The 22,822-nt window shown below is 68.0% G+C and carries 26 protein-coding genes; 17 read left to right on the forward strand and 9 right to left on the reverse strand.

Translation table 11 applies throughout. The annotated features are described in order from the left end of the window. The first annotated feature begins 10 nt into the window (after positions 1-10). Genes acpS through recO form a run of 6 tightly spaced genes read left to right on the forward strand, consistent with a single transcriptional unit; the run spans position 11 to position 3,898 of the window. On the forward strand, positions 11-418 hold the full coding sequence (acpS, locus tag JM664_RS17650; protein ID WP_227421279.1) for a holo-ACP synthase: 408 nt from the start codon (positions 11-13) through the stop codon (positions 416-418). 55 nt (positions 419-473) lie between these two features. Further along, positions 474-1,262 (forward strand): signal peptidase I, encoded by a 789-nt coding sequence (lepB, locus tag JM664_RS17655; RefSeq protein ID WP_227421280.1) that lies wholly within the window; start codon positions 474-476, stop codon positions 1,260-1,262. Continuing rightward, entirely contained in the window at positions 1,259-1,945 is a 687-nt protein-coding gene (gene rnc, locus JM664_RS17660) for a ribonuclease III (protein WP_227421238.1), read from the forward strand. Before lepB ends, rnc begins: the two co-directional genes overlap by 4 nt. Beyond that, positions 1,942-2,844, forward strand: coding sequence for a GTPase Era (gene era / locus JM664_RS17665; protein ID WP_227421239.1), 903 nt, complete (start codon positions 1,942-1,944; stop codon positions 2,842-2,844). The genes rnc and era overlap by 4 nt, the downstream gene beginning before the upstream one ends. Continuing rightward, positions 2,844-3,176: a DUF1491 family protein gene (locus JM664_RS17670; protein ID WP_227421240.1), complete on the forward strand. Its 333-nt coding sequence runs from the start codon at positions 2,844-2,846 to the stop codon at positions 3,174-3,176. Before era ends, JM664_RS17670 begins: the two co-directional genes overlap by 1 nt. Beyond that, complete coding sequence (recO, locus tag JM664_RS17675) at positions 3,176-3,898, forward strand: DNA repair protein RecO (protein ID WP_227421241.1); 723 nt, start codon at positions 3,176-3,178, stop codon at positions 3,896-3,898. Before JM664_RS17670 ends, recO begins: the two co-directional genes overlap by 1 nt. Positions 3,899-3,925: 27 nt before the next feature. Here the strand turns inward: recO and JM664_RS17680 are convergent, their stop codons facing one another. Continuing rightward, positions 3,926-5,602, reverse strand: coding sequence for an acyl-CoA dehydrogenase family protein (locus JM664_RS17680; RefSeq protein ID WP_227421242.1), 1,677 nt, complete (start codon positions 5,600-5,602; stop codon positions 3,926-3,928). A gap of 166 nt (positions 5,603-5,768) precedes the next feature. Between JM664_RS17680 and JM664_RS17685 the strand changes: the two genes are divergently transcribed. Beyond that, complete coding sequence (locus JM664_RS17685) at positions 5,769-6,524, forward strand: sulfite exporter TauE/SafE family protein (protein ID WP_227421243.1); 756 nt, start codon at positions 5,769-5,771, stop codon at positions 6,522-6,524. 22 nt (positions 6,525-6,546) lie between these two features. Here JM664_RS17685 and JM664_RS17690 read toward each other — a convergent pair whose 3' ends face one another. Continuing rightward, a complete protein-coding gene (locus JM664_RS17690) occupies positions 6,547-8,148 on the reverse strand; it encodes a phosphoenolpyruvate carboxykinase (protein ID WP_227421244.1) in 1,602 nt (533 codons plus the stop codon). A 288-nt stretch (positions 8,149-8,436) separates the two neighbouring features. On the opposite strand from JM664_RS17690, the gene JM664_RS17695 reads away from it, so the two are divergent. From JM664_RS17695 to JM664_RS17725, 7 genes are read left to right on the forward strand one after another with little or no spacing between them, the layout of a single operon-like run. After that, positions 8,437-9,138 (forward strand): response regulator transcription factor, encoded by a 702-nt coding sequence (locus JM664_RS17695; protein ID WP_227421245.1) that lies wholly within the window; start codon positions 8,437-8,439, stop codon positions 9,136-9,138. 58 nt (positions 9,139-9,196) lie between these two features. Beyond that, entirely contained in the window at positions 9,197-10,711 is a 1,515-nt protein-coding gene (locus JM664_RS17700; RefSeq protein WP_227421246.1) for an ATP-binding protein, read from the forward strand. Then, positions 10,708-11,259 carry an HPr kinase/phosphorylase gene (locus JM664_RS17705; RefSeq protein ID WP_319637556.1) on the forward strand — a complete coding sequence of 184 codons (552 nt, stop codon included), beginning with the start codon at positions 10,708-10,710 and terminating at the stop codon, positions 11,257-11,259. Before JM664_RS17700 ends, JM664_RS17705 begins: the two co-directional genes overlap by 4 nt. Further along, positions 11,256-12,134, forward strand: a complete 879-nt coding sequence (gene rapZ / locus JM664_RS17710; RefSeq protein ID WP_227421247.1) for an RNase adapter RapZ — start codon at positions 11,256-11,258, stop codon at positions 12,132-12,134. The genes JM664_RS17705 and rapZ overlap by 4 nt, the downstream gene beginning before the upstream one ends. 6 nt (positions 12,135-12,140) lie before the next feature. Further along, positions 12,141-12,536, forward strand: coding sequence for a PTS sugar transporter subunit IIA (locus JM664_RS17715; protein WP_227421248.1), 396 nt, complete (start codon positions 12,141-12,143; stop codon positions 12,534-12,536). Further along, a complete protein-coding gene (locus JM664_RS17720; RefSeq protein ID WP_227421249.1) occupies positions 12,533-12,805 on the forward strand; it encodes an HPr family phosphocarrier protein in 273 nt (90 codons plus the stop codon). The genes JM664_RS17715 and JM664_RS17720 overlap by 4 nt, the downstream gene beginning before the upstream one ends. 34 nt (positions 12,806-12,839) lie before the next feature. Next, the gene (locus JM664_RS17725; protein WP_227421250.1) at positions 12,840-13,703 is read left to right on the forward strand and encodes a lysophospholipid acyltransferase family protein; all 864 of its coding nucleotides are present in this window, start codon (positions 12,840-12,842) and stop codon (positions 13,701-13,703) included. On the opposite strand, the gene JM664_RS17730 is transcribed toward JM664_RS17725, so the two are convergent. Then, positions 13,700-14,575, reverse strand: a complete 876-nt coding sequence (locus JM664_RS17730; RefSeq protein ID WP_227421251.1) for a 3-hydroxybutyryl-CoA dehydrogenase — start codon at positions 14,573-14,575, stop codon at positions 13,700-13,702. The two genes, JM664_RS17725 and JM664_RS17730, sit on opposite strands and share 4 nt — an antisense overlap. 142 nt (positions 14,576-14,717) lie before the next feature. Between JM664_RS17730 and JM664_RS17735 the strand changes: the two genes are divergently transcribed. After that, a complete protein-coding gene (locus tag JM664_RS17735; RefSeq protein ID WP_227421252.1) occupies positions 14,718-15,542 on the forward strand; it encodes a DUF6473 family protein in 825 nt (274 codons plus the stop codon). Between the two features lie 20 nt (positions 15,543-15,562). On the opposite strand, the gene JM664_RS17740 is transcribed toward JM664_RS17735, so the two are convergent. The 6 genes from JM664_RS17740 to JM664_RS17765 all read right to left on the reverse strand — a co-directional run bounded on the left by JM664_RS17740 (position 15,563) and on the right by JM664_RS17765 (position 19,564). Continuing rightward, positions 15,563-16,489: an electron transfer flavoprotein subunit alpha/FixB family protein gene (locus tag JM664_RS17740; RefSeq protein ID WP_227421253.1), complete on the reverse strand. Its 927-nt coding sequence runs from the start codon at positions 16,487-16,489 to the stop codon at positions 15,563-15,565. Further along, positions 16,489-17,250, reverse strand: a complete 762-nt coding sequence (locus JM664_RS17745) for an electron transfer flavoprotein subunit beta/FixA family protein (protein ID WP_227421254.1) — start codon at positions 17,248-17,250, stop codon at positions 16,489-16,491. The genes JM664_RS17740 and JM664_RS17745 overlap by 1 nt, the downstream gene beginning before the upstream one ends. Positions 17,251-17,410: 160 nt before the next feature. Then, the gene (locus JM664_RS17750; RefSeq protein WP_227421255.1) at positions 17,411-17,983 is read right to left on the reverse strand and encodes a cob(I)yrinic acid a,c-diamide adenosyltransferase; all 573 of its coding nucleotides are present in this window, start codon (positions 17,981-17,983) and stop codon (positions 17,411-17,413) included. Positions 17,984-17,987: 4 nt separating this feature from the next. After that, positions 17,988-18,191: a twin transmembrane helix small protein gene (locus JM664_RS17755; protein ID WP_227421256.1), complete on the reverse strand. Its 204-nt coding sequence runs from the start codon at positions 18,189-18,191 to the stop codon at positions 17,988-17,990. 60 nt (positions 18,192-18,251) lie between these two features. Continuing rightward, positions 18,252-19,085 carry an SDR family NAD(P)-dependent oxidoreductase gene (locus JM664_RS17760; RefSeq protein WP_227421282.1) on the reverse strand — a complete coding sequence of 278 codons (834 nt, stop codon included), beginning with the start codon at positions 19,083-19,085 and terminating at the stop codon, positions 18,252-18,254. After that, a complete protein-coding gene (locus JM664_RS17765) occupies positions 19,082-19,564 on the reverse strand; it encodes an SH3 domain-containing protein (protein WP_227421257.1) in 483 nt (160 codons plus the stop codon). The genes JM664_RS17760 and JM664_RS17765 overlap by 4 nt, the downstream gene beginning before the upstream one ends. Before the next feature lie 111 nt (positions 19,565-19,675). Here JM664_RS17765 and parC point away from each other — a divergent pair, with 111 nt between their 5' ends. Both parC and JM664_RS17775 read left to right on the forward strand, forming a co-directional pair. Further along, positions 19,676-22,003 (forward strand): DNA topoisomerase IV subunit A, encoded by a 2,328-nt coding sequence (gene parC / locus JM664_RS17770; protein ID WP_227421258.1) that lies wholly within the window; start codon positions 19,676-19,678, stop codon positions 22,001-22,003. Between the two features lie 76 nt (positions 22,004-22,079). After that, on the forward strand, positions 22,080-22,655 hold the full coding sequence (locus JM664_RS17775; RefSeq protein WP_227421259.1) for a hypothetical protein: 576 nt from the start codon (positions 22,080-22,082) through the stop codon (positions 22,653-22,655). The last annotated feature ends 167 nt before the right edge of the window (positions 22,656-22,822 follow it).

Consider the following 22,822-nt stretch of genomic DNA (forward strand, 5'->3'; position numbering starts at 1 on the left):
GGATTTCGGCGTGATCCTCGGCATCGGCACGGATCTCTGCAACATCGAGCGCATTCAAGGCACGCTCGATCGCTTCGGCGAGAGGTTCGTGAATCGCGTCTTCACCGAGACGGAGCGGCGCAAGGCGGAGCGGCGGCGCGACACCGCAGGCACCTACGCCAAGCGCTGGGCAGCCAAGGAAGCCTGCTCCAAGGCGCTCGGCACCGGTCTCCGCATGGGGATCGCCTGGCGCGACATGGCCGTCAGCAACCTGCGAACAGGTCAGCCGGTGATGCACGTCACCGGCTGGGCTGCGGACCGGCTGGGTCAGATGACGCCCGATGGGCATGAGGCGATCATCCACGTCACGCTGACCGACGACCACCCCTGGGCGCAGGCGTTCGTGGTGATCGAGGCGCGCCCGAGAGGCTCAGCTTGACTCTGGTCGCTGCGCCGCCGCATCAAGCGCCGGCATCGCGGCGAGACGGGACATGATGGCGGAAAAGGTCGAGAAGAAGGAAGGCGTGCTGGAGACGGTGAAAACCGTGGTCTATGCGCTCCTCATCGCCGGCGTGTTCCGTACGCTCTTCTTTCAGCCGTTCTGGATCCCGTCGGGCAGCATGAAGGACACGCTGCTGATCGGCGACTTTCTCTTCGTCAACAAGATGGCCTACGGCTACTCACAGTACTCCTGCCCGTTCAGCATCTGCACCTTCATCGACGGCCGCTGGTTCGGCGACGAGCCAGAGCGTGGCGACGTTGTCGTGTTTCGTCATCCGGTGGCGGGAACCGACTTCATCAAGCGGCTGGTCGGCCTGCCCGGAGATCGGATCCAGGTGCGGGACGGCATCCTCTACATCAATGGCGAGCCGGCGCCGCAGGAGCCGGCTGGCAACTTCGTCGAGACCTTCGAGCGTCAGGGTCCTGCCGGAAACCTTCCGCAGTGCGCCAACGCGGGCGTGCCGCTGGGTGGCGAGTGCATCAAGCCGCGCGCGATCGAGACCCTGCCGAACGGGACCAGTCACAATGTGCTCGACATCAGGCAGACGCGCCTCGACGACACGCCGGTCTTCGACGTGCCCGAGGGACACTTCTTCTTCATGGGCGACAACCGCGACAACTCGACCGACAGCCGCGTCAGCCAGAATGCGCTGGGCGTGGGCTTCGTGCCGTTCGAGAACCTCATCGGCCGGGCCGACCGGGTGATGTTCTCGTCGGCGGGTCGGTCGATGCTGTTCTTCTGGACGTGGCGCGCGGACCGCTTCTTCGAGAAGATCGTGTGAAGCTGTCGGCGGACCTTCGGGACTTCTGTGACCGGCTCGGCCACACCTTCTCCGAGCCTGAACTGCTGATCAACGCCCTGACCCACGCCTCGATCTCGAGCCCGCAGCGGCCCGACAACCAGCGCCTCGAGTTCCTCGGCGACCGTGTCCTCGGCCTCGTCATGGCCGAGGCCGTCCTCGCGCACGACCGCACGGCCTCCGAGGGCGTACTCGCGCCCCGCTTCAACGTGCTGGTCCGCAAGGAGACCTGCGCCGAAGTCGCAGCCGAGATCGACCTTGGTGCGGTACTGCGCCTCGGGCGGTCCGAGATGATGTCCGGCGGTCGCCGCAAGGCCGCGCTCCTCGCCGACGCACTGGAGGCAATCATCGCCGCGGTCTACGTGGATGCGGGCTTCGCCGCCGCCGAGAAGGTTATCCTGCGACTCTGGGGCGACCGGATCGGGAACGTCGCCAGCGACGCCCGAGACGCCAAGACGTCGCTTCAGGAGTGGGCGCAGGCGCGGGGCCAGCAGCCGCCGCGCTACGTTGAACTCGGGCGCACCGGACCGGACCACGCGCCGATCTTCACGATCGAGGTCCGGACGGAGGACGGACGCCGCGCCCGCGCCGAGGCCAGCGCGAAGCGTCCCGCCGAGCAGGCCGCGGCCGCCGCGCTGCTCGCGCAACTCGAGGGCGAGCAATGACCCGCGCGGGGTTTGTTGCACTGATCGGCGAGCCGAACGCTGGGAAGTCGACGCTGCTGAACCGGATGGTCGGGGTGAAGGTCTCGATCGTGACGCACAAGGTGCAGACGACGCGGGCGCGGATCCGCGGCGTCGCGATCGAAGGCGAGAGCCAGATCGTGTTCGTCGACACGCCGGGCCTCTTCCGCCCGCGCCGCCGGCTGGACCGCGCCATGGTCGCCGCGGCCTGGGGCGGGGCGGCGGATGCCGACCTGGTGGTCCTGCTGGTCGAGGCGCACCGCGGCCTCACAAATGGCGTCGAGGCCATCCTCGACGCACTGGCCGAGCGGGCCGAGGGAAGGCGCGTCGCCCTCGCCATCAACAAGATCGACCGGGTCGAGGCGCCGGTTCTCCTGGGCCTGACGGAGAAGCTCAACCAGCGCTTCCCGTTCGAGCGGACGTTCCTGATCTCGGCCGAGAAGGGACACGGCGTCGACCACCTGCGGCGCTGGCTCGCGGGCGAGCTGCCGGAGGGGCCGTGGCTCTATCCCGAGGATCAGATCGCCGACCTGCCGGAGCGCATGATCGCGGCGGAGATCACGCGTGAGAAGCTGACCCTGCGCCTGCACCAGGAACTACCGTACCAGCTGACGGTCGAGACCGAGGCATGGGAGGACCGCAAGGACGGCTCCACCCGGATCGACCAAGTGGTCTACGTCGCGCGCGACGGCCACAAGGGCATCGTGCTGGGCGAACGCGGGCAGACGATCAAGGCCGTGGGGCAGGCGGCGCGGGCGGAGCTCGAGATCTTCCTCGACCGCAAGGTGCATCTCTTCCTGCAGGTCAAGGTGCGGCCCGGCTGGCAGGACGAGGCGGAGCGTTACTCGCAGATGGGCCTCGACTTCTCCGACGGCGAGTGATGGCGCGGCTGACGGCCGACTTCTGGGTCCGCGCCTACCTCAACAGGCTGCGGCTCGCCGCCATACCGGCATTCGTGACGGCGCACGGTGACGCGACGGCGGGCGCGGTGATCGTCAAGGTGGCGACGCTCGACGGCCGCGCGCGGGCCTTCCAGCGCTCGTTCGACCTGACCACCGGCGAGCGCCGCTGGCTGCCGCTCGTCGAGGGCGGGGACGCGGAGGTCGACGCCGCGCTGGCGCGGCAGCGCCGTTACGACCCGGACCTCTGGCTGATCGAGGTCGAGGACCGCGAGGGGCGGCACCTGCTCGACGAGGAGGGGCTCGCCGACTGATGCTGGAGTGGCGGGATCGCGGCTTTGTCCTCGCCGTGCGGCGGCACGGGGAGAACGCCGCGATCGTTGAACTCTTCACACCGGCGCACGGCCGGCACGCCGGCGTCGTCCGCGGTGGGTCCAGCAGGCGGCTGCGGCCGATTCTCCAGCCGGGCGCCGAGCTCGAGGCGACATGGCGTGCGCGCCTCGACGAGCATATCGGCGCGTTCACCGTCGAGCCGCTGCGCAGCCGGGCGGACCTGATGGAGGATCGCCGCGCCCTGGCCGCGCTCAACGCGGTGACGTCGCTCCTTTCCTTCTGCCTGCCCGAGCGGGAGCCGCACCCCGCGCTGCATGCTCGGTCGGAGGCGCTGCTGGACGCGCTTGCCGCGCCGGACTGGCTGGTCGCCTACTTGCGATGGGAGCTGCACCTGCTCGACGAGACCGGCTTCGGGCTCGACCTCACCCGCTGCGCGGTGACCGGTGGGCGCGAGGACCTCGCGTACGTTTCTCCGCGCTCCGGGCGGGCGGTCTCGCGAGAGGGGGCCGCCGAGTGGGCCGACCGGCTGCTGCCATTGCCGCCGTGCCTGTTGGGGCAGGGGCCGGCGACCGAGGCGGAGATCGCGGCGGGGCTGCGGCTGACAGGCCATTTCCTGCAGACGCGGCTGGCCCCTGCACTCGGCGAGCGGCCATTGCCGCCGGCGCGGGATCGATTGGTGGCGCTGCTTGCACAGCGGCGCTGATGGCATTCCTGCCTGCAAGGAGCTCCTTCAGGCGAGAAGCCGCCGCGCGATCACCTGCGCCTGGATCTCGGCCGCGCCCTCGAAGATGTTGAGGATCCGCGCGTCGCAGAGCACGCGACTGATCGGATACTCCACCGCAAACCCGTTGCCGCCGTGGATCTGCAGCGCGTTGTCAGCTGCCGCCCATGCCACGCGGGCTGCGAGGAGCTTGGCCATTCCCGCTTCGAGGTCACAACGCCGGCTCGCGTCTTTTTCCTGCGCGGCGTGATAGGTGAGCTGGCGCGCCACAGCGATCTCGACCGCCATCAGGGCCAGCTTGGATGCGACGCGGGGGAACTCGATCAGTGGCTTGCCGAACTGCTGCCGGTCCTCTGCATAGCGCAGCCCGAGGTCCAGCGCCGACTGCGCCACGCCAACGGCGCGCGCGGCGGTCTGAATGCGGGCGCTCTCGAAGGTGCGCATGAGCTGCTTGAAGCCCTGCCCCTCGACCCCGCCGAGAAGCCCCACACCCTCGACGTGGAAGCCATCGAAGCCGAGCTCGTATTCTTTCATCCCACGGTAGCCCAGGACCTCGATCTCGCCGCCCGAGAGGCCGGGGTCGGGGAACGGGTCGGCGTCGCTGCCCGGTGTCTTCTCGGCGAGAAACATCGAAAGGCCGCGATAGTCGTCGGTGGCGGGATCGGTCCGCGCGAGGACCATCATCAGGTGTGCCCGCGCAGCGTGCGTGATCCACGTCTTGTTGCCGGTGATCCGCCAGCCGTCGCCGTCGGGTACGGCGCGGGTGCGCAGGCTGCCGAGGTCGGAGCCGGTATTGGGCTCGGTGAAAACGGCGGTCTGCAGGATCTGTCCGCTGGCGATCAGCGGCAGCCAGTGGGCCTTCTGCGCCTCGGTGCCGCCGCCGAGGATCAACTCGGCCGCGATCTCCGACCGGGTGCCGAGTGAGCCGACGCCGATATAACCGCGGCTCAATTCTTCCGAAACGACGCACATCGTCGACTTAGGCAGGCCGAGACCCCCATGCTCCTCCGGAATGGTTAGGCCGAAGACGCCGAGGTTCGCCATCTCGTTGACGACTTCCATCGGGATGAGCGCGTCCTGAAGATGCCAGGCGTGGGCGTGCGGCTCGATCCGCTCGCGTGCGAAGCGGCGGAACTGCTCGCGGATCATCTCGAGCTCGTCGTCCAGACCGCTGCGGCCGAACATCGTCTCGGCGCCGCGCTCCCGCATCAGGGCGACGAGGCGCAGCCGCGCCTCCTGGCTGTTGCCGCGCTCTATGAGCGCACGCGGCGCCGGCCGGTTGAGCGCATCCAGATCCTCTGGCCTCAGCCAGAGGTCCGTGGGCCTGATGATCTCGCCCTGGTTCATCGGGATGCCGCCCGCTATCTGCGCGAGGTACTCGCCGAAAGCGATTTGCAGGATCAGCGCTTCCATCTCGCCAAACGCGCCGTCGGCGTCGAGCGCCGTGGCCCAGCGGTGCATCTGCCTCAGCGATTGCACATACGTCGCGAGCCAGGCGAGCCCGTGCGCCGCCCCCTGATTCGCCTCGAGCGTGGCCGGGTCCAGAGCGCCCAGCTTGCCCCCGACCCGCGCGACCGCCTTCTCCAGCAGGTTTTCCACAGCGGCGACAGCGTCTACGGTGGCGTCCTCCAGCCCTTCGAGGAGAGAAGTCGGCGCAGCGAAATCGGGAGGGCCGTCGTGAGGCATGTGCGTCTCCTTCAGGTCTGTCGCTGCACTTGCTAACAATCTCGCACTTGCGGCGCAACAAGATTGCTACACATCATCAGGCCCAGCACGATAATGAGGCATTCATTTTGCTGCGGCAGCCGCGCGGCGCTCGCGCTATCAGAGCGCGAAGCAAGGCGAGGGCGGTATGGCAGGACTGGACTGGGTGACGCTGGCGCTGGCGGCGGCGATCACGCTGGCGGCGGGTTTCGTCAAAGGCGCGGTCGGCTTCGCGATGCCGATGATCATGATCTCGGGACTGGGCTCGATCCTGCCGGCCGAGCTTGCGCTGGCAGCGCTGATCCTGCCGACGCTTGCCAGCAACCTCTTTCAGGCGGCGCGCGACGGCGTGCGAGAAGCCGCGGCCTCGGCCCGACGCTTCTGGCGCTACATCCTCGTGGTCCTGATCTTCATCGTGCTCAGCGCGCAGATGGTTCGGATCTTGCCGCAAGAGGTGATGCTGCTCATCCTCGGGGTGATCGTGACGGTCTTCTGCGTGCTGCAGCTCGCCGGCTGGCGGCTCTACGTACCGCAGCGGTCGAGGGCGCGGGCCGAAGTGGCGATCGGCGCGCTCGCCGGCGGGATGGGCGGCGTTTCCGGCGTCTGGGGGCCGCCGACGGTGATGTACCTTACGGCGATCGATACGCCGAAGCGCGAGCACCTGCGCGTTCAGGGCGTCGTCTACGCGTTGGGAGCGGTGGCGCTGACGCTGGCGCACCTGCGCTCGGGGGTTCTGGACGGCCCGGGCGCGATGCTGTCGGCAGCAATGCTGGTTCCCGCCGCGCTCGGGATGGCGGTCGGGGTGCGGCTGCAGGATGCGCTCGATCCCGGAAGGTTCCGCCGCGCCACCCTAATCGTGCTGATCGTGGCGGGGCTGAACCTGATCCGGCGAGCGGTGATGTGACGGCCCAAGCTCCGAACGGAGTTCACCCCAAAGCGATGGCGCGGACGTCCTCGTCGATATGACTCTCGTACTGGGCGAAGTTTTCCGAGAACATCTGCACCAGCTTCTGCGCTTGCCGATCATAGGCCGCGGGATCGCTCCACGTGCTGCGCGGGTCGAGCAGGGCATCGTCGACGCCCTCGACGCTGACCGGCACCTCGAAGCCGAAGTTCGGGTCCTTGCGGAGTTCGGCATCGCTGAGCCTGCCCTCCAGCGCGGCGGATAAAAGCGCGCGGGTCGCCTTGATCGGCATGCGGCGACCTTCGCCATAGGCGCCGCCCGTCCAGCCCGTGTTGACGAGCCAGCAGGTGGTGCCGTGCCGCGCGATCTTGGCTCGCAGAAGCTCGCCATAGACCTCGGGTCGGCGGGGCATGAATGGCGCGCCGAAACAGGTTGAGAAGGTCGGCTGCGGCTCGGTCACGCCGCGCTCGGTCCCCGCGACCTTGGACGTGAAGCCCGACAGGAAGTGGTATTCTGCCTGCGCCGGCGTCAGCCGGGCGATCGGCGGCAATACCCCGAACGCGTCGCAGGTCAGCATGATGACGTGCTTCGGATGTCCGCCCAGCGCCGTCTCCGACGCGTTGGAGATGTAGTCGAGCGGGTAAGCGCAGCGCATGTTCGGCGTCAGATGGTCGGCATCGAAGTCGAGCTCCAGCGTCTCCGGATCGCGCACCATGTTCTCGATCACGGTCCCGAACTTGCGCGTCGTCGCGTAGATCTCCGGCTCGGCCTCTGCGCTCAGGTTGATCGTCTTGGCGTAGCAGCCGCCTTCGAAGTTGAAGGTGCCGCGGTCCGACCAGCCATGCTCGTCGTCGCCGATCAGGACGCGGTTCGGGTCGGCCGAGAGCGTCGTCTTGCCGGTGCCGGACAAGCCGAAGAAGACGGCCGTGTCGATCGGGTTGCCCGGCGCGTGGTTGGCCGAGCAGTGCATCGGCATCACGCCCTTACCCGCCAGCAGGTAGTTAAGGAGCGTGAAAACCGACTTCTTGTTCTCGCCCGCGTACTCAGTGCCGCCGATCAGGATGATCTTCCGATCGAAGTTGAGCGCGATGACCGTCTCGCTCCGGCATTCGTGGCGGGCGGTGTCCGCCTTGAAGCTCGGGCAGTTGATGATGGTGAAATCGGGCTCAAACGTGGCGAGACCCTCGCGGTCAGGCCGGCGGAGCAGGTGGCGGATGAAGAGGCCATGCCACGCAAGCTCGGTAACGACGCGGACGTCGAGCCGGTGCGCCGGATCGGCCCCGGCAAACAGGTCCTGCACGAAGAGGTCGCGGCCCTTCATGTGCGCGGCCATGTCGTCATAGAGGCGATCGAAGGCTTCGGGTGTCATGGGCGCGTTGTTCTCCCACCAGATCGTGTCCTCGACCGAGGGGGTGCGGACGACATACTTGTCCTTGGGCGAGCGACCCGTGTGCTTGCCGGTCGTGACGAGCAGCGTGCCGCCGAGGCCGAGCTTGCCTTCGCCGCGCCGGATTGCCGCCTCCATCAGCGCCGGTTCGAGCAAGTTGTAATGCACCGCTCCCAGCCCCTCCAGTCCCTGGTCCTCGAGCCGCTTGCTGGGATTGACGTAGCCGGTCTGGGTCATCTCGCTCCTCCTCCGCCTCCCGGCGAAAAACACACTCCGCGCAGCATTGGCTGCGACGCCAGGTCAAAAGCCATACGACGATGTGGCCGCTTGGTGGTAGCTGCACAACGCCATGTTATCGCCACCAGGTCCGGGTTTAGCGCAACCACCTCCGGCCGCCCGCCACTAGACCGGGACGCCGGCGGAGAGGCGGCAACAGTTAGGCCTTCCTTTGGCCTTTTCATGGCATGTCCTGCTCGCGAGAGGTCGCCGACGCGAATCGCGGCGACGCATCGAAAGGTAGGCGTCATGTCAAGAATTGCGCTGGTCGACGACGATCGAAACATCCTCACCTCGGTCTCGATGCTGCTCGAGTCCGAGGGCTTCGAGGTCGAGATCCATTCCGACGGGCAGTCGGCGCTCGACGCCTTCCATCGCCGCTCGCCCGACCTCGCGATCCTCGACGTCAAGATGCCGAGGATGGACGGCATGGACCTGCTGCAGAGGCTGCGGCAGAAATCGCATTTGCCGGTGATCTTCCTGACCTCGAAGGACGACGAGGTGGACGAGGTCCTGGGCTTGCGGATGGGCGCGGACGATTATGTCCGCAAGCCCTTCTCCCAGCGGCTGCTCGTCGAGCGGATCCGGTCGATTTTGCGCCGGCAGGAGACGCTGGCGGGCGATGCGGCCGGCACTGCCGAGTCACCGCAGGCGATGGTGCGCGGCGACCTCAGCATCGACCCGCAGCGGCATTCCGTGAGCTGGAAGGGCAGGGAGGTGACGCTGACCGTGACGGAGTTCCTGCTGCTTCAGGCGCTGGCGCAGCGGCCCGGTTTCGTGAAGAGCCGCGACCAGCTGATGGACGTGGCCTACGACGATCAGGTCTACGTCGACGACCGCACGATCGACAGCCACATAAAGCGTTTGCGCAAAAAGCTGCGGGCAGTCGATCCCGAGTTCTCGGCGATCGAGACGCTCTACGGCATCGGCTACCGCTACAACCAGAGCTAAGGTGGCACTCGCGCAGGAGCACGTCGGAGCGCCGTCGCGGCCCTTGCTCTGGCGAGGAGTGTCCATCGAGGCCTCTCCACTGGCAATTCGGATCGTGGCGCTCAACCTCCTCGCGCTCACCTTCCTGGTGGCCGGGGTGCTCTGGGCGGCGCCCTTCCGCTCGAGCCTTTTGGAGCAGCGAGCGGCTGCGCTCATGACCGAGGCGCGGCTGACGGCCGCGTTGCTGGAAGGCGGCACGCTGTCCTCGAACGACGCATTGATGTTTCACGTCGACGAGATCGCCCGCATCTCGTCGGCGGACATCCTGATCTTCGACGGTCGTGGCACGCTTCTGGCGATGGCGGAGGGGCACCTGCGGCAGCCATCCTTGCCGGGCAGCAGAACCTACTTCACCGACGCGCTGGACCTCCTTTGGATCGCGATCTCGGACCACCGTCGCGCGGAGTCGCGCGACCCCCCGACGCCCTCCCGCGTGGAGCTTGCGCGGGCGCTGGCTGATGACGGCCATGGCTTGTCGATCGTGAAGATCGAGGGTCGCACCGTACTGTCGGCTTCCGAGCCGCTCGGCAGCGGCGTCGTGGTGCTGACCTCGGCGGCGGGCGAGATCGATTCTATGGCCCGGGCCGAGCGCGAGCAGGTGCTGCGCATGTTTGCGGTGGCGGTCGTTGTCTCGATCGGTTCCAGCCTGCTCTTGGCCTCGACGGTGGCTACGCCGCTCGCCCGGCTCGCCGAGGCGGCCGAGGCCGGGCGTGACCGCGACGCCCGCGCCGTCGGCGCAAACCGCGTGCGGATCCCCGACCTGACTGGCCGCACCGACGAGATCGGCCGACTCTCCCGATCGCTCAAGGGCATGGTCGCTGCGCTCTATGATCGGATCGACGTGAACGAGCAGTTCGCCGCCGACGTGGCTCACGAGATCAAGAACCCGCTCGCGTCGATGAAGTCGGCGGTCGGCGCGATGCGTGTCGCGTCGCGGCCTGACCAGCGGGAGAAGCTGCTGGAGGTGATCGAGCACGACGTCGGCCGCCTCGACCGGCTAGTCAGCGACATATCCAGCGCCTCCCGCCTCGACAGCGAGCTGGTGCGCGAGGACGAGGAGGTGCTGGACCTCACCCGGATGCTGTCGCGCCTCGTCGAGCATTTCGAGCGCGAGGCGGCGGCGAAGGGGGTCGAGGTGATCTCGGACCTGCCGGACCAACCGGTGCTGATCCGGGGGCTGGAGGCGCGGCTGGCGCAGGTCGTGGTGAACCTCGTCTCGAATGCGATCTCGTTCTGCGAAGAGGGCGACGCGATCCGCATCTGGGCGCGCCGACGGTCGAAGCGCGTGCTGATCGTGGTCGAGGACACCGGGCCGGGCGTGCCGGAAGAGGCGCTCGACATGATTTTCCGCCGATTCTATTCCGAGCGGCCGGCCGATCAATTCGGCGGACACTCCGGCCTCGGTCTCGCCATCTCGAAGCAGATCGTCGAGGCGCATGGCGGCGTGATCTGGGCCGAGAACATCCGGCCGACCCAGGCCGACGTGACGTCCGAGCCGCTTGGCGCGCGTTTCGTCGTCGGCCTGCCGGGATGAATCTGCTGCTGCCGCACCGTCGCGGCGACAGGGGCCTTGCGCGGCCGTCGACTTTGGCCAATCTCGCGCAACACAATGTTCATCCGGGCCAGGTGGTGCCACAACGATCAAGCGAAATCGGTGAGACAACAACCGTCGTGCACGGAACAACAGTTGCTGTCGACGCCGCCGCGCTGCTGATCCGGGGACCGGCCGGGAGCGGGAAATCGTCACTGGCGTTGCAGATGATCGCACTCGGTGCGTCCCTCGTGTCTGACGATCGCACGCTGATCGAAGCGCCCGACGACGGCCCGCCCGTGGCGCGGCCGCCGCAAGCGATCGCGGGTCTGATCGAGGCGCGGGGGATCGGCGTATTGCACGTGGCGCACCGGACGCGGGCGCGACTTTGCGCGGTGGTCGACCTGTCGGAATCGGAGATGGACCGCATGCCGCCCCTCCGCGTCACCCACCTCGTCGGGCGGGACGTGCCGCTGATCCTGCGAGCCGAGGGTCCTGCCTTCGCCGCGGCGCTGGTGCAGTTGCTTCGCGGCGCTCGAGTGGCACCATGAGCGTGCGCGTCGTCCTCGTCACGGGCCCGGCCGGCGCAGGCCGCTCCACCGCCATAGCCGCGCTCGAGGATCTGGGTTTCGAGGCCATCGACAACATGCCGCTGTCGCTCGTTCCGCGCCTCTTCGACGGGCCGGTGATGGAGCGGCCGCTGGCGCTCGGGCTCGACCCGCGCAACCGGGATTTCTCGCCGGGCAACATGGCCGCACTGGTCGCGACGCTGCGACAGGTCGCGACGGTGGACGTGCTCTTCCTGGAGTGCCGCCCGGACGTCCTGATGCGGCGCTTTTCCGAGACGCGGCGCCGGCACCCGATGTCACCGGACGCGGACCCCAGCGTCGGCATCGGGCGCGAGACCGAGATGCTGGACCCGGTCCGGGATCTCGCAAAGCTGAAGGTCGATACATCCGAGCTCTCGCCGCATGAGCTGCGTGCACGGCTGGCCGAGATGCTGGGGCCTTCGGAGACGCACGACATGGCGATCTCACTACAGTCGTTCTCCTACAAGCGCGGACTGCCATCGGGTCTGGACCTCGCGTTCGACGTGCGCTTCCTGCGCAATCCGCACTGGGTGCCCGAGCTTCGGCCGCTCGACGGGCTGGATCCGGCTGTCGCAGGCCACGTCGCCGGCGACCCGCGGTACGACGATTTCATCGAGCGCTGGTGCGACCTCGCGCGGATCCTGCTGCCAGGCTATCGCGACGAAGGCAAGTCGCACCTCTCGATCGGCTTCGGGTGTACCGGAGGGCAACACAGGTCGGTTACTGTTGTCGAGGTGATCGCGCGGGCGCTTGCGGACGACGGTTGGCGAGTGTCAACTAGGCACAGAGAAATCGAGCGTCGCGGGCCGGCCGCAGACGCCCGGGATTTGGGGTAGGCGAGCGTGATCGGGATCGTGATCGTCGCGCATGGCGGTCTCGCAAGGGAGTACCTGGCAGCGGTGGAGCATGTCGTGGGCCATCAGCCCGGGATTCGTGCGATCTCGATAGAGGCGGACCACGACAGGGGCATGAAGCAGGACGAGATCTGCTGCGCCGCCGACGACGTGGACACCGGCGACGGCGTGGTCGTGGTGACTGACATGTTCGGCGGCTCGCCGTCGAACCTGTCGCTCAGGGCCTGCTCGCCCGCCAACCGCAAGATCGTATACGGCGCCAATCTTCCCATGCTCATCAAGCTCGCCAAATCCCGCCATGCCACGGTCGAGGCCGCGGTCGAGCAGGCGCTGGCGGCCGGACGCAAGTACATTGACAGCTTCGACTGCTCCCTCTGCCGATGACCTGCCGCAGGACGCTGAAGATCGTCAACGAGAAGGGTCTGCACGCGCGCGCCTCGGCGCGCCTCGTCGAGACGGTGGAGAAGTTCGACGCGCGGGCTACGGTTTCGAAGGATGGCCTCGACGCGTCGGGCGACAGCATTATGGGCCTTCTGATGCTGGCCGCGTCGCGCGGAACCAGCATCGATGTCGAGACGAAGGGGGCCGAGGCCGAGGCCCTCGCCCTGGCCATCGAACGACTTGTCGCCGACCGTTTCGGCGAACCCTTCTGAGCGGCGCCGGGTGCCGCCCGACCGGCTGGAGCCTGTGACCGAGAAAACGTCAGCCGCCGACCGAGAGGGAACGCAGAGACAGCCCCCTTATGACCGGCGGCGGCTGTCCTACGCCAATACCTTTCCGGACCCAGTCAAGGCCAACGTCATCCGCACGCTCGAGTGGCTTACAGGCAAGCTGACGCTGCTGCGCCTGATCCGCCGGTTCGAGCGTAGCGGCATCCTGCCAGGGCAGGCCTTCTGGGGCGATGCGCTGCGGCACATGGGAATCGAAGTCCGGACGCCGGCGGAGCAAATTGCGCGCATTCCGCGCGATGGCCCTTTGGTGGTTGTGGCGAACCACCCGCACGGTCTCATCGACGGCATCGTTCTGGCGGAGCTCGTTGGACGGGTGCGGACGGACTACAAGATCCTGACGCGTTCGCTTTTGACCGGTGTGCGGATCCTGGACCCGTTTACGATCCCGGTGCCGTTCCCGCACGAGCCCGACGCACAGAAGCGCGGCCTTGCCATGCGGGCCGAGGCAATGGCGCATCTCGCCGGCGGCGGTGCGATCGTGCTCTTCCCGTCTGGTTCGGTGGCGGCGTCCGCGCGACCCTTCGGTCCGGCCGTCGAGGCGGAGTGGAATCCCTTCACCGCGAAGCTGGTGCAGCGGTCGGGGGCGGCAGTCCTGCCGATTTACTTCCCAGGCCAGAACTCGCGCTGGTATCAGCTTGCGAACCAGGTATCGCCGACGCTGCGCCAGGGCCTCCTGATCCACGAGGTCGTCAACGCGCGCAACAGGCCGCAGGCGCCGGTCGTCGGCCACCCGATCCTGCCGGAAGAGATTGCCCGCTGGCGCGACCGACCGCGGGACTTCGTCCGGTGGCTGCGGGAGACGACGCTGGCGCTGGGCTAGCGTGTGGGAACTGGCGTCTCGCCGCGGTAGTCGTAGAACCCGCGCTGTGTCTTGCGGCCAAGCCAGCCGGCCTCGACATACTTGGTCAGGAGCGGGCAGGGCCGGTACTTGGTGTCCGCCAGCCCGTCGTGCAGCACGTTCATGATCGCGAGGCAGGTGTCGAGTCCGATGAAGTCCGCGAGCTCCAGCGGCCCCATCGGGTGGTTGGTGCCCAGCTTCATCGCGTTGTCGATCGAGCCCACGTTGCCCACGCCCTCGTAGAGCGTGTAGACCGCCTCGTTGATCATCGGCATCAGGATGCGATTGACGATGAAGGCGGGGAAATCCTCGGCGCTTGCCGCGGTCTTGCCCAGCTTCTCCACCACGCCAAGAAGCGTCCGATAGGTCACCTCGTCGGTCGCGATGCCGCGTATCAGCTCGACGAGCTGCATCACCGGTACCGGATTCATGAAGTGAAAGCCCATGAATTTCTCGGGCCGGTCCGTCCGGCTCGCGAGCCGCGTGATCGAGATCGACGAGGTGTTCGAGGTCAGGATCGTGTGCGGCCTGAGGTGCGGCACGAGGTCCTCGAAGATCGCCGTCTTGATCGTCTCGCGCTCGGTCGCCGCCTCGATCACCAGATCGCACTGCCCAAGGTCGCTCAGCGTCAACGTCGTGGCGATCCGGTCGAGCGCCGCGTCGCGCTCCGCCTGCGAGATCTTTTCGCGCGAGACCTGCCGGTCGAGGTTCCGTCCAATCAGCTCGCGCGCCTTCTCGAGCGCGTCGCGGCTGACGTCGGTCATCAGCACTTCGTATCCGGCGAGGGCGAAGACATGGGCGATGCCGTTGCCCATTTGGCCTGCTCCGACGACGCCGACCTTCGCGATTTCCATGTCGCCCTCACATCTCCGCTGACCGCGCGACATTTGGCAGGCCGTGGTGCCGTGCGCAAGCGATCGGTCGAATTGCGACCTTAGCACTCTGGCAACCATGCGGCGGCTATCGAACCTGAGGGTTTGACGAGGTGTGATCGGTATGACGTTCGAGAAGGTGTCAGCGACGGCGCTGGACTACGCGCCCTGCCGCTACGGAGCCTCGCGCACCACTTTCCGCGGTCCGGCGAAGGATCTGCGAGCGCCTTACGTCGCAACGCTGGGCGGAACCGAGACCTACGGCCGCTTCGTACCGGAGCCCTTCGCCGACCTGCTGGAGCGGCGTCTTGGACGAACCGTCGTGAACTTCGGGTGCGTGAACGCCGGCCTTGACGTCTTCATCGCCGACGATGTCGTCATGCAGGCGTGCGCCGAAGCGGCGCTGACGGTGATCCAAATCACCGGCGCACAGAACATGTCCAACCGCTTTTACACCGTGCATCCGCGCCGGAACGACCGCTTCCTGCGGGCGTCGAATGTGATGCAGGGGATCTGGCCCGAGATCGACTTCACCGACATCCACTTCACGCGGCACCTTCTCGGCGTGCTGAAGGCGGCCTCGTCCGACCGCTTCGCAATGCTGGAGCGGGAGCTGGCCGAGGCCTGGGTCGCACGGATGCAGGCGCTGGTACGACAGCTCAGCGGGCGCGCGGTGCTGCTCTGGATGGCGGACCGCCGGCCCGGCGAGGCCACCGATCCCGCCGCGGATGCCGGGCCGCTCTTCGTGACGCGAGAGATGATCGAGCTGCTGCGGCCGCATGTCCTCGACATCGTGGAGGTCGTGGCGCCGAGGCCCTATCCTGAGCTGGGAACCGAGGGGATGGTGTTCGCGCCGCTTGAATTTTCGGCCGCCGAGGCTTTGCCCGGTCCCGCCGAGCACGTTCGCGCCGCCGAAATTCTCGCGGATCGGCTGGCGCGCCACCTCTGAAGCGGCGCGCCCTGATGGAGTCAGAGCTTTTCGGTAAGCTCCGGTACGATCTTGAAGAGATCGCCGACGAGGCCGTAGTCGGCGACCTGGAAGATCGGCGCCTCCTCGTCCTTGTTGATCGCAACGATGACCTTCGAGTCCTTCATCCCGGCCAGGTGCTGGATAGCGCCGGATATGCCAACCGCGACGTAGAGCTCGGGCGCCACCACCTTGCCGGTCTGCCCGACCTGCCAGTCGTTCGGCGCATAGCCCGAGTCGACCGCCGCGCGCGACGCGCCGACCGCGGCGCCGAGCTTGTCGGCCAGCTTCTCGATCATCGCGAAGTCGTCGGCGGAGCCGATGCCGCGGCCACCGGACACGATCCGTTTGGCCGAGGTCAGTTCGGGCCGGTCGCTCTCGGCGAGCTTGTCCTCGACCCATTCGCTGAGGCCCGGATCGTCGGCGACTGAGATGGTCTCGACCTCCGCCGACCCGCCCTCGCCCGTCGCGTCGAAGGTCGAGGTGCGGACGGTGAGCACCTTCTTCGCATCCTTCGACTTCACCGTCTGGATCGCGTTGCCGGCGTAGACCGGGCGCTCGAACGTGTCCGCGTCCACCACACCCGAGACGTCCGAGATGACCATCACGTCGAGCAGGGCCGCGACCCGCGGCATGATGTTCTTGGCGTCCGTCGTCGCAGGCGCGACGATGTGGTCGTAGTCGCCCGCGAGCGAGACGATGAGTGCCGCCGTGGGTTCGGCCAGCCTATGGCCGAGCGCGGCGTCCTCTGCGCAGAGCACGCGGGCCACCCCGTCAAGCCCTGCCGCCGCCTGCGCTGCGTCCAAAGCGTGGGCGCCGGCGCAGAGGACGGTAACCTCACCGAGCAGCTTCGCGGCCGTCAGGGCCTTGGCCGTCGCGTCGACGGCGAGCTGCCCGTCCGTCACCTCACCAATCAGAAGAACCGCCATCAGATCACCCCCGCTTCGTCCTTGAGCTTCGCGATCAGCTCGTCGACCGAGCCCACCATCACGCCCGCCTTGCGGCCGCCCGGCTCCGCCGTCTTGACCACCTCGAGCCGCGACGCGACGTCCACGCCGTAGTCGGCAGGGGTCTTCTCCTCCAGTGGCTTCTTCTTGGCCTTCATGATGTTCGGCAGCGATGCGTAGCGAGGCTCGTTGAGGCGCAGGTCGGTGGTCACGATCGCCGGCATCTTCACGCGGATCGTCTGCAGCCCGCCGTCCACCTCGCGCGTGACCTTCGCATGGTCGCCGTCGATCTCCACCGCGCTGGCGAAGGTGGCCTGGCCCCAGCCCAGCAGCGCCGCCAGCATCTGGCCCGTCGCGTTCATGTCGTTGTCGATCGCCTGCTTGCCGGCGACCACCAGCCCCGGCTGCTCCTCGTCCACGACGGCCTTGAGGAGCTTCGCCACCGCCAGCGGCTCGATGTCCTGGTGCACGTCGTCGGCGGCCACGATCAGGATCGCCCGGTCGGCGCCCATGGCGAGTGCCGTCCGCAGCGTCTCCTGCGCCTGCTTCACGCCGATGGAAACCGCCACGACCTCCTCGACCACGCCCTTCTCGCGCAGCCGGATCGCCTCCTCGACCGCAATCTCGTCGAACGGGTTCATCGACATCTTGACGTTGGCGAGATCGACTCCCGATCCGTCGGACTTCACCCGGACCTTCACGTTGTAGTCAATCACGCGCTTCACCGGCACGAGTACCTTCATGCGTGCGTCTCCCTCATCGTGGCCCGCATGCGGACCAATCGTTCACGTTCCGCCTGTCAGTTAGCCCGATGAGACCCCGGACAACAGGCCAAAACCGCGGGGCGACGCAAGGGTGAGCGGCTGGCGCTTTCCTCCGCCCGCCGCTCTGCGGCCGCCGCCTTCAGCGGTTGGCTCCAGGAACCCAGAGCACGTCGGCGCGCCCGCCGTCGTTGGCCATGCGTGCCGCGACGAAGAACCAGTCGCTCAGCCGGTTGAGGTAGCGCACGGCCTCGGGATTGACCTCCTCGCGCCCCGCAAGCTCGACCGTCAGGCGCTCCGCCCGCCGCGTGACCGTGCGGCAAAGGTGCAGCGCCGCGGACAGCGCGGAGCCACCGGGCAAGATGAACGAGCGCAGCGGCTCCAACTCGGCGGTCATCGCGTCGATCTCGCCCTCGAGACGTCTCACCTGCGCGGCCGCGATGCGAAGCGGCGGATACTCCGCGTCCGCGTCGGCGGCACTGCCAGGTCGGCAGAGGTCGGCACCGAGGTCGAAGAGGTCGTTCTGAATCCGCATCAGCGCCTCGTCCACGACCTCCGCCGCATGAAGCCGCGCCAGCCCCACCGTCGCGTTCGCCTCGTCCACGGTTCCGTATGCCGCCACTCGCAGCGCGTGCTTGGCCGTCCGCGATCCGTCGCCGAGGGCGGTGTCTCCCGCGTCGCCGGTCCGCGTGTAGATCTTGTTCAGCACGACCATGGCTTCACCCTCCGCGACGGAAGAAGACGAAGACGAGGATCAGCAGCACCGCCAGTGCCTGCGCGAGGATGCGCAGCCGCATTACGCGGTTGGCGTGCTTGCGGTTGAACTCGCCGCCGAGGCCGAAGCCGCCGATGCCCACCATGAGGATGCCCAGCACGATGAGGACCGCAATGCCGACGATGATGAAAAGTGGATCAGATGCCATGTCGCTCCTTCCGCGTCCCGCTCGTCATGTAGGCGCGCCAGCGTTCCGGGCGAACCGGAGCTACCCCCGCGACAGCACCGCGTCCAGTGCCCGCGTCGGCAGTAGCCGGCGGAGCGTCCACGCGACATGGCTCGGCACCGTCACCCGGTAGCGCGACTTCGGCCGTGGCGCGTCAAGCGCCCGTGCCAGGGTCTGGGCGACCGCGCGGGCCGGGAGCTGGAACTGGTCGCGCCCGCCCTCGTAGAGCCGCTTGTGCAGCGTCGTGCGATAAGCGTTCTCATGCGGCGATCGCTCCCAGTCGATCCAGCGCTCGAAATGCGGGATTGCGTTGCGGCGGAAGCGGCTCTCGATCGGCCCCGGCTCGATCGTGACCACGCGGATCGGCGTGCCCCTCAATTCGAGCCGCAGCGTGTCGGTCAGCCCCTCCAGCGCGAACTTGGTGGCCACGTAGGCGCCGCGCCAAGGTGCCGCGACGAAGCCGAGAACCGAGGAGCAGTTTACGATGCGGCCGGCCCCCTGCGCACGCATCGCCGGAAGCACCCGGCGCGTAAGGTCATGGAGCCCGAAGAGATTGGTCTCGAAAATCTCGCGCAGAGCTTCGCGCGGCAAATCCTCCACCGCGCCGGGGCAGGCGAAGGCGGCATTGTTGAAGAGCGCGTCGAGTCGCCCGTCCACGCGGTCCAGCGCCTGCTCCGCTCCCTTCGTCACCGAGACAACATCGGAGACGTCCAGGAGGAAACTTTCCAGCCCAAGACTTTCCAGCCGCTCAAGGTCTCCAGGCTTGCGGCACGTCGCGAGAACATGCCAGCCGCGATCGCGCAGCGTCAGCGCTGACGCGAGCCCGATGCCGGACGAGCAGCCGGTGATGAGGATCGAGCGGCGCGCGTCAGTCAGGCCGGGCGCTCGAGCGAGAGGAAGCGGCCGAAGATGTAGGCCTCGGTGCCCTCATCCAGGGTGCGGACGCGGACCCATCCGCCGTCACCCTCGGACAGAACCTCGGCCGCGTCGCCGACCCCGACCTGTCCGACGATGGCGGAGCTGGTGGTCGGCTGTGCGCGGAGGTTCACGCGGGTACCCGTCACGAACCGGACATCGCGCTGCGGCTCCGTCGCCGGTTCGGCCTCGCGAACGGCGACGGCCGCGGGCGCCGCTTCCGGCCGGGCCTCGCCCGCGGCCAGCGCGATCTGCACTGCCTCGGCCGGGCTGACGTTCGTTGCTGGAGAAGTCTCGTCGCGTGCTGATGCCGGCGAGACCAGCGTCGTTGCAAGACTGTTGTTGCGCGTGACCTCGACCCCCGGTTCGCGACGGGGTTCGCCCCAGATGATCAGGACCGCATAGAGGGCAACGAGAAGGCTGGCCGTCAATCGCAACATGGAAACATCCTACACTACACACCGGGTACGGCAGATTATCGCCCCGCCGCCGCGGAAAGTTCCCCGTCAGCGTTTGCCGCGCCCGTGGCGACAGTGTAGCACGACCCGCGCATGGCCGACGAACCCGAAGACCTCCTGCCGCCCACCAACGAGGTGCCCGAGCCGCTCGCCCGCGCGATCGGCGAGCGCTATCTGACCTACGCGCTCAGCACGATCATGCACCGCGCGCTGCCCGACGCGCGCGACGGGCTGAAGCCGGTGCACCGACGGATCCTCTACGCGATGCGGGAACTGCGTCTTGGCGCGAACAGTGCGTTCCGCAAGTCCGCGAAGATCGCGGGCGACGTGATGGGCAATTATCACCCGCACGGCGACGCTGCGATCTACGACGCGATGGTGCGGCTCGCGCAGGACTTCGCGATGCGCTACCCGCTGGTCGACGGGCAGGGCAACTTTGGCAACATCGACGGCGACAACGCCGCCGCCAGCCGCTACACCGAGGCGCGGCTGACCGAGGCGGCGGAGGCGCTGCTGGACGGCCTGGCCGAAGACGCGGTGGACTTCCGCCCGAACTACGACGGCACGCTGCAGGAGCCGGTGGTGCTGCCGGCGGCGTTCCCGAACCTCCTGGCGAACGGCGCGTCGGGCATCGCGGTGGGGATGGCGACGAACATCCCGCCGCACAACATCGCCGAGCTCTGCGACGCCTGCCTGCACCTGATCCGTGCGCCCGAGGCGCGGGACGAGACGCTGCTGAACTACATCCCCGGCCCGGACTTCCCGACCGGCGGCGTCATCATCGACCCGCCCGCCGCCGTCGCCGAAGCCTACCGGACGGGGCGCGGCGCGTTCCGCGTCAGAGCGACCTGGGCGGTCGAGGATCTCGGGCGCGGCACATGGCAGATCGTCGTCACCGAGATCCCCTACCAGGTGCAGAAGTCCAGGCTGATCGAGAAGCTTGCCGAGCTGATCCAGAGCCGCAAGGTCGGCATCCTGGCCGACGTCCGAGACGAGAGCGCCGATGACATCCGCATCGTGCTGGAGCCCCGGTCACGCAACGTCGATCCCGACCAACTCATGGCGATGCTCTTCCGCAACTCGGACCTCGAGGTGCGCTTCTCGCTAAACATGAACGTGCTGATCGACGGGCGCACGCCGAAGGTCTGCTCGCTCAGGGAAGTCCTGCGCGCCTTCCTCGACCACCGGCGCGAGGTGCTGGTGCGCCGCTCGCGCCATCGCCTCGGCAAGATCGACCACCGGCTCGAGGTGCTCGACGGCTTCATTCTCGCGTTCCTTAATCTGGACCGGGTGATCGACATCATCCGCTACGATGAGGAGCCGAAGGCGGCGCTGATGCGCGAGGACTGGTCGCGCGAGTACGTGCGGGCGACCTCCGAGGCGGATTACCTGTCGCCGCCCGCGGCGGAGGGTGACGCCCTGCGGCTAAGCGAGGTGCAGGCCGAGGCGATTCTGAACATGCGTCTCCGCAGCCTGCGCCGGCTCGAGGAAATGGAACTCAGGGCCGAGCGTGACCGCCTGGCGGACGAGCGCGCGGGCCTGCTGGCCCTGCTCGACGATCCGGCGCTCCAATGGGCGCGCATCGCCGAGGAGCTGAAGGAGACCAAGCGCCGGTTCGGCCGTGACCATCCGGGCGGTGCCCGCCGGACGCGCTTCGCCGAGGCGACCGAGGTGCCGGACCTGCCGCCCGAGGCGATGATCGAGCGCGAGCCGATCACCGTCGTCTGCTCCCGCCTGGGCTGGATCCGGGCAATGAAAGGGCACATCGCCGCCGACACGCAGCTCAAGTTCCGCGACGGGGACGAGGGCCGTTTCCTGTTCCACGCCGAGACCACCGACAAGCTGATCCTCTTCGGCTCGAACGGGCGGTTTTACACGCTCTCCGCCGCGAACCTGCCGGGCGGCCGGGGTTTGGGCGAGCCGGTGCGTCTGATGGTCGACCTGCCGAACGAGGCCGGGATCGTCGACCTCTTCGTCCACGACGCGGCGCGGCGACTGATCGTCGCCTCGACCGCCGGCGACGGCTTCGTCGTGCCCGAGGCCGAAGTCGTGGCGCAGAAGCGGGCCGGGAAGGGCGTGCTGACGGTGCGAGGCGACGCCGCGGCGGCGGCGGTTCGGGCGGTCAAGGGCGACCACGTCGCAGTGGTCGGCCAGAACCGCAAGATGCTGGTCTTCCCGATCGACGAGTTGCCCGAGATGGCGCGGGGCAAGGGCGTGCGCCTGCAGCGCTACAAGGACGGCGGCCTGAGCGACGTGCGCACCTTCACGCTGGCTGAGGGGCTGGCGTGGCGCGATCCCGCCGGGCGGACGCGGACGCAGACCGACCTCGCCGAATGGCTTGGCAGACGCGCTGGCTCCGGCCGCATGGCGCCGCGCGGCTTCCCCCGGGACAACCGCTTCACGACCCCGACCGCCGATTGATTCACGTGTACAGCGCTTCTATCGAAAGAGCTCAGGACGAAGGAACACCATGCCGACAAGCTCAGTTCTGCGGCCCATGGCCGCGATCGCCATGCTTGGCCTGCTCGCCGCCTGCGCCGGGCAGCCGCTCGAGGAGCGGCCGGAGCCGATCGGCGACTTCCGCCTCGGGCACGCCATCGCGCTGGCCGAGAGCCCGACCAAGGGCCCGTTCTCTCGCGAGGCCACGCCGGAGCAGCTCAAGGCAGCCGTGGACTCGGCGGTGCGAGCCCGCCTCGGCCGGTACGACGGCGACGGGCTCTACCATCTCGGCATCGTGGTCGGCGGCTATGTCCTGGCGCAGCCGGGCGTCCCGATTGTCTACCAGCCGAAGTCGATCCTGATGCTCGACGTTACGGTCTTCGACAACGCGACGCAGCAGAAGCTGAACCCGGAGCCGAAGCGGATCACCGCCTTCGAGGGGCTGCAGAATACCGTGCCAATCCTCGGCTCCGGCCTGACGCGCGGGGCGGATGAGCAGCTGGCCAACCTCGCCGAGCAGGCGGCGGTGCAGATCGAGGACTGGCTGCGCGAGAACCCGCAATGGTTCGAGCCCGAGCCGGAACAGCAGCGGGTGCCGTTCTCGCCCGCCGCGACTCCGCCGCCTACCAACTGACGCTTGATTTCCCCCATTCGAGCCAGTATGCGGCCCGCGATGTTGAACGGGGCCGCTCATGGTCCGCAAGGGATGAGGCGCGAAGAGACATGGCGAAGGCGAAGTTCGAGCGGACGAAGCCGCACGTGAACGTGGGGACGATCGGGCACGTTGACCACGGCAAGACG

The organism is Roseitranquillus sediminis, from assembly GCF_016918935.1.
In the GTDB taxonomy this organism is placed as follows: Bacteria; Pseudomonadota; Alphaproteobacteria; order Rhodobacterales; family Rhodobacteraceae; genus Roseitranquillus; species Roseitranquillus sediminis.